The organism is Marinobacter sp., from assembly GCF_041984545.1.
Classification (GTDB): domain Bacteria; phylum Pseudomonadota; class Gammaproteobacteria; order Pseudomonadales; family Oleiphilaceae; genus Marinobacter.
On the sequence record NZ_JBHIXV010000029.1, the window covers coordinates 40,828 to 53,156 of the forward strand.

Sequence of the window (12,329 nt, forward strand, 5' to 3'; positions counted from 1 at the left end):
GCTCGCCCTAATCCTGCGGTAGTGGTTGGCGCTGTTTAAGAATGCTCTGGTAAAGCTCGCCGTAAACCCTGGCCCGCTGGCGCCAGGAATGGTCGCCGGCCATTCCGTTTTCCTGCAGGCGTCGCCAGTGCCGTCGGTGGCCGGCCACTGCCAGGGCACGGTCAATGGCGGATCTCAGGCCCTCGGCGCTGGCGTGCCGGAAACAGAACCCATTCGCCTGGTCCAGGCCCACGTCGAGGGGATCGAACACCGTGTCAGCCAGACCTCCGACACCGTGCACAACAGGCACCGTGCCGTAGCGCAGGCTATACATCTGATTCAGCCCGCAAGGCTCGAAACGGGACGGCATAAGGAACAGGTCGCACCCGGCGGTAATCCGGTGCGACAAGCCCTCGTTGTACCCCAGGGTGAGGGAGAACTGCTCTGGTGACTGCCTCGCCAACGCCCTGAGCGGATCCTGGTAGCGCGGCTCTCCCGAACCCAACAATACAAGCTGGCAGCCCTGATCCAGCAAACCCGGAATCACCTCAACCAGCCAGTCGACGCCTTTCTGCTCCACGAGACGACCGATGAAACCCAGAACCGGAGCGCCCTTGACCTCCAGCCCCAACTCCCGTTGCAGTCCGGCTTTGCAGAGTGCCTTGTTCTTGAGGTGATCGCGGCCATAGTGGAAGGCCAGTTCCGGATCGCTTTCGGGGTTCCAGACCCGGATGTCGATACCGTTGAGTATGCCGGTCAGGGCCTGTTGCCGGTGCCGCAGCAGACCGTCCAGGCCGTAGCCCAGCTCCGGTGTCTGGATTTCCCGGGCGTAACTGGGGCTCACCGTGGTCAGTCGGTCACTGAACACCAGGCCGCCCTTGATGAACGACAGCTGGTCGTGGAATTCGAGGCGGTCCCAGCGCCACAAGGCATCGGGCAGCCCCAGAGCCCGGAAGGTTTCCCGGGAAAACAGTCCCTGGTAGGCCAGGTTGTGGATGGTAAACACCGTACCGGGGCGACCGTTGCCTGCCTCCAGGAACACCGGGATCAGGCCGGTCTGCCAGTCGTTGCAGTGCACCAGGTCCGGCTTCCAGGTCAGGCCGGCTTCGCCCCTGGCAATCATGGCGCCTACCTTGCAGAACAGCTGGAAACGGTGCGCATTATCCCACCAGTCGGCGCCTTCCTCGTTCCGGTAGGGATCTCCGGGGCGCTCGAACAGGGGTGGGCAATCCACCAGCCAGAGGGTAACCGCCGTTCCGGGCAGTCGGGTTTGCCAGAGGCTGACGCCGTACTGGCCAAGCCGGAAGCGCGCCTTGCGCCGTGAACCAGCCCGGCGGGCGGCGCCTATCGCGGCGGGATAGCCGGGCAACAGAATCTGGACGTCGTAATCAAGCCGGCACAGGGCCTCCGGGAGGCTCGCGGACACGTCTGCCAGGCCACCGGTCTTGACCAGTGGATACACCTCGCTGGTGGCGAACAGCACCCGGATCATGGCGCTGGCCTCAGAATCAGCGCTGCCAGCGGAGGCAGCGTGAGCGCCACCGACCAGTCACGGTTCATCCATCGCCCTTGCTCGGCCTGCAAGGGATAGGGGTTCCCCAGGTTGCTGCCGCCGTAGTATTCCGAGTCGGAGTTGAGCACTTCGCGCCAGATACCGCCGCCAGGCAGCCCAATGCGATAGTGCTCCCGGGGCACCGGGGTGAAGTTGGCCACCACTACCGTCGTTTCGCCATGGCTCTGGCGCATAAAGCTGATCACCGACTGCGGAGAGTCGTGGCAGTCGATCCACTCGAATCCGTCGTTGTGATAGCCATGGCCATGCAACGAGGGCTCTTTCCGGTAAAGCCCGTTGAGATCCCGGACCAGCCAGCGGATGCCGGCATGGCCCGCGTCATTGAGCAGCGACCAGTCCAGCTCCCGGGATTCACTCCACTCCCGGGACTGGCCAAACTCACCGCCCATGAACAACAGCTTGGCGCCCGGGTAGGTGTATTGATAGGTCAGCAGTAAACGCAGGGAGGCTTTCCGTTGCCAGCTGTCGCCAGCCATCTTGTTGATCAGGCTACCTTTGCCGTGTACCACTTCGTCGTGAGACAGGGGCAGCAAAAAGTTCTCGGAGAACGCGTACAGCAGGCCAAAAGTAAGCTTTTCGTGATGGTACTGTCGGTACACCGGGTCCTGGCCCAGATAATCGAGGGTGTCGTGCATCCAGCCCATGTTCCACTTGAGGTTGAAGCCCAGACCGCCTATTTCCGGCGGGCGCGTTACCCTCGGCCAGGACGTGGACTCCTCGGCACAGATCAGAACCCCGGGAAACCGACTCTGGCATACGCTGTTGAGCTCCCGGAGAAAACCGATCGCCTCGAGGTTTTCATGGCCACCGTGTTCATTGGGCAGCCACTCGCCGTCTTTACGGGAATAATTCAGGTAAAGCATGGAGGCCACGGCATCCACGCGCAGGCCGTCCACATGAAAGGCATCCAGCCAGAACAGGGCACTACCGATCAGGAAATTACGGACTTCGTGGCGACCGTAGTTGTAAATGAGCGTGCCCCAATCCTGATGACGGCCTTTTCGGGGGTCTTCATGTTCATACAGGGCGCTGCCATCAAAGCGGGCGAGGGCGTGTTCGTCGGTCGGGAAATGGCCAGGCACCCAGTCCAGAATGACACCAATGTTATTTCGATGGCACTGATCGACGAGGTAGCGGAGGTCATCCGGCGAGCCAAAGCGGCTTGTGGGTGCGTAATAGCCGGTAGTCTGATAACCCCAGGATTCGTCCAGGGGGTGCTCGGTAACAGGCAGGAGCTCTAGGTGGGTGAAGCCCATCTCGGCCACATACGGCACCAGTTGATCCGCCAGCTCACGATAGGTTAGCCACCGGCCCGATCCATGATGGCGCCAGGAACCGGCGTGAACTTCGTAGATGGCTACGGGCGCATGTTGCCACTCCCAGTGGCTACGTCGGTATAGCCAGTCGCCATCACCCCAGCCAAAACTTCCGCGTTGCGTCACCACCGCCGCGGTGTCGGGGCGCAGTTCGAATGCCTGGCCGTAGGGGTCGGTTTTCAGGAGCCGCTCGCCCTGCGCCGTGCAGATTGAAAACTTGTAGAGTGCGCCCGCGCCAATGCCGGGAACGAAGCCCGACCAGACGCCGGCCTCACCCTGAAGCACGAGCGTGTGGACACCCGCCTGCCATCCGTTGAAATCGCCAACCACGCTGACTTCCCGGGCGTTAGGCGCCCAGACCGCGAACCGGACACCCTCGCCACTTTTGCTCCGGCAGAGATGGGCTCCCAGAACGTTATAGATGTGCCAGTGCCGTCCCTCGGAGAACAAATGAAGATCGAAGTCGCTCAGGGTGGGGCTGTCCATAGATCATGAGCTTCCTGGCCAGATGTCGCGCTAAGCGGCGTTCTGTCATTGAACGCCACACGGGCTGTTCAAAAAATGACCCAAGACAATTTTACGTCATTAATGTCTGCTACTGTTCTAATATAGATTAAGGCGTCAAAAACGTGGCATTCCTGACCGGAGTATCGCCGTTCCAGGGAAGGGTTTCTTCAGGGAAGCAGCTATGCAAACGGCCAAGCGTTTCGTCAGTCGTCTCACACGTCAGACCCTCGCACTGGTTCTTGCCGGAGGGCGGGGCTCCCGCCTGCACGATCTGACCCGTTGGCGAGCCAAACCGGCAGTGCCTTTCGGGGGCAAGTTCCGGATCATCGATTTTCCACTGTCCAACTGCATCAATTCAGGGATCGGGCAGGTGGGCGTTATCACCCAGTACAAATCTCACTCGCTGATTCGGCACATTCAGCGCGGCTGGGGGTTTCTGCGGGGCGAGCTTGACGAGTTTGTGGAGCTGCTGCCGGCGCAGCAACGGATAGAAACCTCCTGGTACGAGGGCACCGCCGATGCCGTGTTGCAGAACCTCGACATCATTCGCAGCCATACCCCGGAATACGTCCTGATTTTGGCCGGCGACCACGTCTACAAGATGGACTACGGCACCATGCTCGCCGCGCATGTGGAAAACGACGCCGACATAACCGTCGGCTGCATCGAGGTGCCAAAGGAGGAGGCCTCGGCATTTGGTGTGATGTCTGTGGACGAGGAATTCCGCATTACCGAATTTGTGGAAAAGCCCGAGCAGCCGCGCTCCATGCCCGGCAATCCCGGCAGATCACTGGCCTCCATGGGCATTTATGTGTTCAGCACCCGGGTACTGTTCGACGAGCTGATGCGTGATCACCAGAAGGACGGTGGCTCGTCACACGACTTCGGCAAGGACATCATCCCATCGGTCATCAAACGGCTGCGGGTTCAGGCCTTTCCATTCCGTGATCCGGTCAATAACAAGCCGGCCTACTGGCGAGACGTGGGCACAATTGATTCCCTGTGGCAGGCAAATCTGGAGCTGATTGGCATCAGCCCTGAGCTGAACCTGTACGATGCCCACTGGCCAATCTGGACTTATCAGGAGCAATTACCGCCCGCCAAGTTCATTTTCGATGACGACCACCGACGGGGCATGGCGGTCGACTCGATGGTGGCAGGAGGCTGTATTGTCTCGGGTGCCCAGGTAAAGCATTCCCTTTTATTTTCGCAGGTTAAAGTTCATTCCTACAGTGAAATATCAGATTCGGTTATCTACCCGGATGTGGATATCGGCCGCCGTTGCCACATTCGCAAGGCGCTGATTGACCGCGGCTGCCGTATTCCCGAAGGCACGCGGATCGGGTTCGATCACGCCGAGGATCAGAAGCGGTTTCACGTTTCGCCCAAGGGCATTGTGCTGATCACGCCCGAGATGCTCGGGCAGGACTATCCCCATGGCCTCTGACGCCCGAACCCCGGTGGTGCTGTGCTGGCACATGCATCAGCCGTCTTACCAGGACGCCCGAACCGGAGAATTCCTGTTTCCGTGGGTCTACCTGCACACCATCAAGGACTACAGCGACATGGCCGCGCACCTGGAGCAGGAGCCCCGGGCGAAGGCCGTGGTCAACTTTGCACCGATTCTGCTGGAGCAGATAGAAAGTTACCTGGTGCAGATTGAACGCTGGCGCCACGGCGCCGGTGCGATCGGTGACCCATTGCTGGCCGGACTGGTAGCTGAGCAACTGCCTGAAGCCGGGACGCCTGCCTACACGGTGCTTGTGGAGAAATGTCTGCGGGCCAATCCCGAGCGCATCATTCGCCGTTACCCGGCGTACAACCGTCTGGCCGATCTGGCTGACTTCTACCACCAGAAACCCGAACTTCAGCGTTACGTGGCCGATCGCTTCCTCGCCGATTTACTGGTGTGGTACCACCTCGGCTGGATGGGGGAGACCATCCGCAAGGAGAACCACTGCATCCAGAGCCTGCAGGAGAAAGCCCAGCATTTCTCCCTGGACGACCGACGAGCGCTGTTGGATGTGATTTTCGAGATACTGTCCGGAATAGCACCCCGTTATCGCCGTCTCGCCGAAAAGGGGCAGGTTGAGTTATCGGTAAGCCCATACGCCCACGCCATGCTGCCGCTGCTGATTGAACTGGAGTCGGCGCGCGAGGCCATGCCGGACATCCCTTTGCCAGCGCGTCCGGCTTACCCCGGGGGGGCTGAGAGGGCTGATTGGCAAATGCGCGAGGCCAGAGCGGTTTTTCATCGCTTTTTTGGTATGGAGGCCGTCGGTTGCTGGGCCTCTGAAGGCGGTCTCAGCCAGCAGACACTGGCACTGTTGGACGAGCACGGGTTTCGCTGGACGGCCAGTGGCGATTCGGTCATTCACAACAGTCTCAACCGCGCCAGGCAGCAGAACCCGGAGCTGCCGGAACATAGGGTCCATCGACCCTATCGGTTTGGCGAAAGCCAGATACCCGTGTTCTTTCGCGACGACGGCCTGTCCGATCTGATCGGGTTCACCTACGCGGACTGGCATGCAAAGGATGCGGTTGGGGATCTGGTGCACCACATGGAGAATATCGCCAGCGCCTCCCGGAATGAGCCCCACCGGGTCATTTCAGTGATCATGGATGGCGAGAATGCCTGGGAGTATTTTCCGCAGAACGGCTTTCATTTTCTCAACGAGCTATACCGGGTGCTGGCCAGTCACCCCAGGCTGGAACTGTCCACCTACCGCCAACTGCTGGACCAGGGGCGAGTTGAACCCCTTCATCTACCGCATCTGGTCGCCGGCAGCTGGATTTACGGCACCTTCTCGACCTGGATAGGCGATCCGGACAAAAACCGGGCGTGGGACCTGCTGTGTGAGGCCAAGGGGCACTACGACCGGCTCACAGGCAATGGCGACCTGAGCGCAGGGCAAAAGGCCGCCGCCAGTCGACAGCTGGCGATCTGTGAAGGATCGGACTGGTTCTGGTGGTTCGGGGACTACAATCCCGCGCGGATTGTCAGCGATTTCGAGCACCTGTATCGCCGCCACCTGGTCAACCTGTACGACCTGATTGGCTGTCCGGCACCGGCCTCGGTGTTCCAGCAGTTGAGCCAGGGCAGCGGTGAACCCGCCAGGGGCGGTACCATGCGCCCGGGGCATGAGCCCGGCAACGAGCCATGATCATGGATAGCTCCACGGATCTGTTCAGTATCCGCAGAGCGGGGGTACTGCTGCATCCGACCGCCTTACCCGGAGCCTGGGGAGTGCTGGGCGCCAGCGCACGACGCTTTGTCGACTTCCTGGCGGCGTCCGGGATGACGGTCTGGCAGACTCTGCCGCTTGGCCCAACCCATCGGGACCTGTCTCCCTACCAGTCGCTGAGTGCCCATGCAGGCAATCCTGCCCTGATTGACCTGGCCGAGTTGGTGGATTCTGGCTTGCTGAACGAACGGGAACTGACTCCCCGTGGCAGCCCGGACCGGATTGGTCTGATTGCGTTGGCCGCGGAGCGGTTTTCCATGGGAGAGGGCGGTTCGGGCCTGGACCGGCTTTCGTATCAGCAGTTCCGGGCGGATAATGCCGACTGGCTTGATGATTTCTGCCTGTTCTGCGCGCTGAGGGAATGTCATAACGAGCCATCCTGGCTGGACTGGCCTGAACCCCTGAAAAACCGTGAATCGGGTGCCTTGCGGATGTTTTCTGAGCAGGAAAGCGGTCGAATCGAGCGGATCGGCTTTGAGCAGTTCCTGTTCCACCATCAATGGCAGGCGCTTCGGGCGTATGCCCATGCGCGCGGGATTCTGTTGTTCGGGGACATCCCCATTTTCGTCGCCCATGACAGCGCCGATGTCTGGAGCCATCGCTCGCTGTTCAAACTGGACGATTCGGGCAAGCCGACAGTGGTGGCCGGGGTACCACCGGATTACTTTTCTCCCGACGGCCAGCATTGGGGTAACCCGTTGTACCACTGGCAAGCCATGGCCCGAGACGGCTATCAGTGGTGGCTGCGGCGCCTCGAAAGTCAGCGCCACCTGTTCGACCTGATCCGCATCGACCACTTCCGGGGCTTCCAGGCCTACTGGGAAATTCCCGCTGCCACACCGGAGCCACGTCTCGGCTATTGGGTGCCAGGCCCGGGAGAGCATTTTCTCGAGGCCTGCTTCCGGCAATTGCCCGGCCTGCCACTGGTGGCCGAGAATCTGGGTATCATCAGCGACGATGTGGAAGCCCTGCGTAAACGCTTTGAACTTCCGGGCATGACGGTAATGCAGTTTGGCTTCGACGGCAGCCCGGATAACCCGCACCTGTTGCACAACCATCACGAGCGGGACCTGGTGTACACCGGCACCCATGATAACGACACCACGCTGGGCTGGTATCGGAGCCTGGATGAGCGCACACGGCACTACGTGAATAGTTACCTGAGGACATCGGGCGAGGGTATGCCCTGGCCAATCATTGAGGCTGCGCTGCAATCGGTGTGTTTTCTGGCGATTGTGCCCATGCAGGATCTGCTGGGGCTGGGCACGGAAGCCCGCTTCAATACCCCCGGCACGGTGGTGAATAACTGGGTGTGGCAACTGGACTGGAATCTTTGCAACGACGAACTGTCCAAACACATTGCTGAACGCGTTCAGCAAAACCGGCGCGCCCCCGAGCGTTGAGCATTTATTGATCAGTGTCAAAGAGGCGTTCCGGAGACTCGGATATAAAAATCAGGCAGTACACATTCAAGCGTTATTGTTGAGTCACGGGGAGGGACCATGGAACACAGACTCAGTCAACGCGTACAGGGAAAACTTGGCCTGCTGGTTTATCGCCGTGGCATGCCGGTGGCTACCGGCCAGATCCGCGATGCGTCCAAACGCGGACTGTTCATCGCCACCGACTATACTGACGTGCAACTGAACCAGATCCTCGAACTCGAATTCCGCTTTCCAGAAAAGCAGGAGAAGCAGTTTCGCCGCCTGAAAGCCCACGTGGTCCGCAAATCGGATGACGGCATTGGCCTGGATTTCGAAGGTGTAGACAACGACGGCTTCGCCATTTCAGCGCTCATTCAGTGGCTGACCCGGCATTACAGATCGGTCGGCTATTTCCCGGTTCGCCGACAGCAGGCGTACTGATCGGGGACTGTAAAGAGGAACCGTGGCTTGACTCTGGCCGCCTATACGCCGCGCTATCTGCCGGAGTCTCTCCACGGCCTGTTCACACTCGCCCTGGACCTGCACTGGACCTGGCATCATGGCAGCGACGAGCTCTGGCGCACCCTCGACGAGGACACATGGAGTGCCACTCGCAACGCCTGGCTGGTACTGAACAGTGTTTCCGGTGACCGGATTGAGGCGCTGGCTCAAGATCCGGCCTTCCAGCAGCGTTACCGTGAACAGGTTGCTGCCCACCAGGCGTTTTCATCCGCAGGCACCTGGTATTCCGACGAGTGCGCGCCGGCGCTCGACCGGGGTATCGCCTACTTCTGTATGGAGTATGGACTGAGCGAATCCCTTCCCTTGTACAGTGGCGGGCTGGGCGTGCTGGCCGGCGATTTCCTCAAGGCGGCCAGCGATCTTGGGATTCCGGTGACCGCGGTCGGGCTGCTTTACCAGCAAGGCTATTTTCGGCAGGCCATCAGCCGCACCGGCGAGCAGCTTGAATTTTACCCCTATAACGACCCCACCATGCTGCCGGTCTCACCGCTGCGTGACGCCGACGGAGAATGGGTGAGGGTGGTGGTACCTTTGCCGGGGCGGCCAGTGCGACTGAGAGCCTGGCGAGCCCAGGTGGGCCGCTGCGAACTGTTGCTCCTCGACAGCAACGACCCGCGCAACGAGCCCGGAGACCGCGGCATCACCAGCGAGCTGTACACCGGAGACCCGGAGAAACGCCTTCAGCAGGAAATGGTGCTCGGAATCGGTGGCTGGCGACTGCTCCGGCAACTGGACCGGAAGCCGGCGATCTGTCATCTCAACGAGGGGCACTGCGCACTGGCGCTGATTGAGCGTGCCTTCGGCTGGCAGGACGATAATCAACAGGATTTTGAAACTGCCCGCAGCGCCACAAGGGCCACCAACCTGTTTACTACCCACACCTCGGTGGCATCCGGCTTTGATCTTTTCCCAGCCTCGCTCCTCAGGCTTTATCTTACGCCCTGGCTTGCCTCCCGGGACCTGGATATCAATTCCCTGATGGCCCTTGGTAATGGAGCGGGCCAGGGCGCTGGCGGCGACCACGCAGACGGCGAGACCCGGCTTAATATGGCCAGACTGGCCCTGAACATGAGCGGGCAGTTCAATGGCGTAAGCCGCATTCACCAGACGGTGACTCAGAACCTGTTCCAGCCCTGGTTTCCACGCTGGCCGGCAGAGGACATTCCGGCCGGTTACGTCACCAACGGCGTGCACACGCCCACCTGGGATTCACCGGAATCGGACGCCATCTGGACCCGGGCCTGCGGCCAGGACCGCTGGCGCCGACCGCTGGAGCTTCAATGCCCGATGGCTGAAGTGAGTGATCAGGAGCTCTGGGACATGCGACGGGCACAACGAAAACGCCTTATCCGCTACCTGAGACATCGACTGGCAGGCCAGCACTGCGAGCAGAATCCGGGCGCTGACCACGACGCGGCCTGCGGGCTGCTACTGGATAGCGAAACGTTCACCCTCGGCTTCGCCCGACGTTTTACCGATTACAAACGCCCCGATCTCCTACTGAAATACCCGGAGAGGCTGGTCTGCCTGCTGTCCAGCCGCGACCATCCTGTGCAAATCGTGCTTGCGGGCAAGGCCCACCCCTACGATGACCAGGGCAAACGGATGATTCGCCAGTGGAAGGTCTTTTCCCGCCGACCTGAAGTGGCGGGAAAAGTGGTGTTCATCGAGGACTACGATCTGGGCGTGGCGAACCAGTTGGTTCAGGGCGTTGACGTGTGGCTGAACTGCCCAAGGCATCCCTGGGAGGCCTGTGGCACCAGTGGCATGAAGGTTCTGGTGAACGGCGGCCTGAATCTTTCGCAGTATGATGGCTGGTGGGCCGAGGCGTGGCAGCCGGCCGTGGGCTGGGCCATACGACCAGGCGCCACGGTTGAGCAGCTGCGCAGCGACAACAATCACGATCTTCAGGATGCCGATGAACTGTTCGATCTACTCGAAAAGTCCGTCATTCCAGCGTTCTATGACGCAGGTGCCGAGGGTATTCCGCGACAGTGGCTGGCGATGGTACGGGCCAGTATGGACGGGCTTACCGCTACCTACTCGGCCAACCGGATGGTGCGCGACTACGTTGCTCAATTCTATCTGCCCATGGTGGAACTGGGAGCGCAGCGTTCCCCTGAAATCGCCAGGCAACTGGTGGCCGAGAGTCGCACGCATGCCCTCCACTGGTCCCACATACGGTTCGGGGCTTTTATGGTCGACACCCACGGCGAAAGTCAGAGCTGTACCGTGGAGGTTTACCTTGATGGCATTGAGCAGGACCACGTTACAGTGGAACTTGTTGCCGAAGCGTCTGATTTCGGACCCCGGGTCATTGCGATCATGAAGTTGGTGCACCCGTTGAGTGGCTCCAAGAACACCTTTCTGTTCGAGGCTACGGTGCCCACGCGCCCGGAGGGCCACTACACCCCCCGCCTCAGACCCCGAGATGCACGACTGAACCTGCCGCTCGAAAATCCGGCGGTCCTATGGATGAAATAGAGGGTTGGCAGACAAACGTGAAAAATTCCTCAAAAACAGCCGTAAAGGGCTGAAATTAATAGCTTATGACACCTTTTTTTCAGGATGATTGATCAATCTTTGATAAAAGTGAAAAAAGGCCGCGCACTAGGTACTGACGAACGGGGGGTGGCGATCCACTGACGAGACGTAGGGCGTTGCCTGGGTCTGTCAGCCCTGCGCGTCCGGGCGTGTTTCATAAAAGATAGAGCCAGACATGAAAGCCCCGCAGTGCGGGGCTAAGCGGGCCTACCATTTGTGGACGGTGACTTTGTTCAGAAGCTCGCTGTTTTCTGACTGCGGCTCTTCGGAAAGCTCATTGCCTCCCCAGCCAGGCGTCATTAAATGCTCATGTTGCACTTTGCCCCTAAGCTGAGAAAGAACTGACAGCAGTTTTTCTAGCCCATTATCGTCACAATGAACATCTAACTCATCACCATCTTTGGAGATTTCAAAGCTTAACAAAAAGCTATCAGTTGTCATTGAGCTTGTCTCCCAGCGGATATTTTTTCTTCGGTAATATAGAACCGTTTGTGCGGTTTACATCCACGTGTGGATACTCAGTGCCTTTTTTGTATTTACCGCCAGGGTCAATATGGTATGAGCGGCCTGTTTTAGGGTTAACATAGCCGCCTTTCCCACCCACAGGATTTGGCCCCCTAGGCTGGAATCCTTTGTCTTTGAACATCTTGTCAATCTGATCAGGCGTCTTTCCTTTGAACGCATTCTTACCAAGTCCCCCTTTTGCAATAGCCGCCTTGGCCAGTCTCGCACTTTTAACGAAGGCTCCCGCAACCGCGCCAATTGGTACAAGCGATTCGACATCCTGATATAGAGAACGAGCAAATCCAGCTCCGTCGCCATTATACCCATCGGCCAAAGCGCCAAGGACTCTGGCCCCGTTAAATCCGTTTCCTCTCAGCGCGTTATAGGATTCGACAGCCAAGCCGCCCAGAAATGTAACCGCATTGCGCCCATCACGGTCCACAAAAGCATAGGGATTGTTACTGGCGTAGGCGTACCTGTTAAAACTGTGAATGTTGGATTCTTGCCACGTCACCGGGTCAATCCCGGTAAACCGCCCGATTGAGGACCCATACCAACGCGCTTTGTGGTCAGCCAGGCCGGTTTCTTCATCCAGCCAGTTACCCGTATAGCCACGTTCGTCTGTGTTGGTCGTCAGCTTGAATCCCCAAGGGTCATAAGCCTGCTGCCACACCACGGCCCCGGTACTGTCAGTCGCCGCAATGGGCGAGCCCAG

The 12,329-nt window shown here is 59.6% G+C and carries 9 protein-coding genes; 5 read left to right on the forward strand and 4 right to left on the reverse strand.

What is annotated here, in order from left to right; all coding sequences use genetic code 11:
- Positions 1-7 precede the first annotated feature (7 nt).
- Both glgA and glgB read right to left on the reverse strand, forming a co-directional pair.
- Positions 8-1,471, reverse strand: coding sequence for a glycogen synthase GlgA (glgA, locus tag ACFC20_RS13500; RefSeq protein ID WP_375193473.1), 1,464 nt, complete (start codon positions 1,469-1,471; stop codon positions 8-10).
- Positions 1,468-3,354: a 1,4-alpha-glucan branching protein GlgB gene (gene glgB, locus ACFC20_RS13505; RefSeq protein WP_375193474.1), complete on the reverse strand. Its 1,887-nt coding sequence runs from the start codon at positions 3,352-3,354 to the stop codon at positions 1,468-1,470. Before glgB ends, glgA begins: the two co-directional genes overlap by 4 nt.
- A gap of 202 nt (positions 3,355-3,556) precedes the next feature.
- Here glgB and glgC point away from each other — a divergent pair, with 202 nt between their 5' ends.
- The 5 genes from glgC to glgP all read left to right on the forward strand — a co-directional run bounded on the left by glgC (position 3,557) and on the right by glgP (position 11,050).
- The gene (glgC, locus tag ACFC20_RS13510; RefSeq protein ID WP_375193475.1) at positions 3,557-4,822 is read left to right on the forward strand and encodes a glucose-1-phosphate adenylyltransferase; all 1,266 of its coding nucleotides are present in this window, start codon (positions 3,557-3,559) and stop codon (positions 4,820-4,822) included.
- Positions 4,812-6,539 carry a glycoside hydrolase gene (locus ACFC20_RS13515; protein ID WP_375193476.1) on the forward strand — a complete coding sequence of 576 codons (1,728 nt, stop codon included), beginning with the start codon at positions 4,812-4,814 and terminating at the stop codon, positions 6,537-6,539. The genes glgC and ACFC20_RS13515 overlap by 11 nt, the downstream gene beginning before the upstream one ends.
- Positions 6,540-6,541: 2 nt before the next feature.
- The gene (gene malQ, locus ACFC20_RS13520; RefSeq protein ID WP_375193477.1) at positions 6,542-8,023 is read left to right on the forward strand and encodes a 4-alpha-glucanotransferase; all 1,482 of its coding nucleotides are present in this window, start codon (positions 6,542-6,544) and stop codon (positions 8,021-8,023) included.
- A gap of 99 nt (positions 8,024-8,122) precedes the next feature.
- Positions 8,123-8,485, forward strand: coding sequence for a PilZ domain-containing protein (locus ACFC20_RS13525; RefSeq protein WP_375193478.1), 363 nt, complete (start codon positions 8,123-8,125; stop codon positions 8,483-8,485).
- 27 nt (positions 8,486-8,512) lie between these two features.
- Positions 8,513-11,050 carry an alpha-glucan family phosphorylase gene (gene glgP / locus ACFC20_RS13530; RefSeq protein ID WP_375193479.1) on the forward strand — a complete coding sequence of 846 codons (2,538 nt, stop codon included), beginning with the start codon at positions 8,513-8,515 and terminating at the stop codon, positions 11,048-11,050.
- A gap of 267 nt (positions 11,051-11,317) precedes the next feature.
- Here the strand turns inward: glgP and ACFC20_RS13535 are convergent, their stop codons facing one another.
- Positions 11,318-11,551, reverse strand: coding sequence for an Imm32 family immunity protein (locus ACFC20_RS13535; RefSeq protein WP_036207232.1), 234 nt, complete (start codon positions 11,549-11,551; stop codon positions 11,318-11,320).
- A partial coding sequence (locus ACFC20_RS13540; protein ID WP_375193480.1) for an RHS repeat domain-containing protein occupies positions 11,541-12,329 on the reverse strand: 789 nt, incomplete at its 5' end. The genes ACFC20_RS13535 and ACFC20_RS13540, both read right to left, overlap by 11 nt.

Coding starts and splice junctions, on each gene's coding strand:
- glgB (WP_375193474.1), bottom strand. CDS start 3,354: ATGGACAGCCCCACCCTGAGCGACTTCGATCTTCATTTGTTCTCCGAG.
- glgC (WP_375193475.1), top strand. CDS start 3,557: ATGCAAACGGCCAAGCGTTTCGTCAGTCGTCTCACACGTCAGACCCTC.
- malQ (WP_375193477.1), top strand. CDS start 6,542: ATGGATAGCTCCACGGATCTGTTCAGTATCCGCAGAGCGGGGGTACTG.
- ACFC20_RS13535 (WP_036207232.1), bottom strand. CDS start 11,551: ATGACAACTGATAGCTTTTTGTTAAGCTTTGAAATCTCCAAAGATGGT.
- ACFC20_RS13525 (WP_375193478.1), top strand. CDS start 8,123: ATGGAACACAGACTCAGTCAACGCGTACAGGGAAAACTTGGCCTGCTG.
- glgA (WP_375193473.1), bottom strand. CDS start 1,471: ATGATCCGGGTGCTGTTCGCCACCAGCGAGGTGTATCCACTGGTCAAG.
- ACFC20_RS13515 (WP_375193476.1), top strand. CDS start 4,812: ATGGCCTCTGACGCCCGAACCCCGGTGGTGCTGTGCTGGCACATGCAT.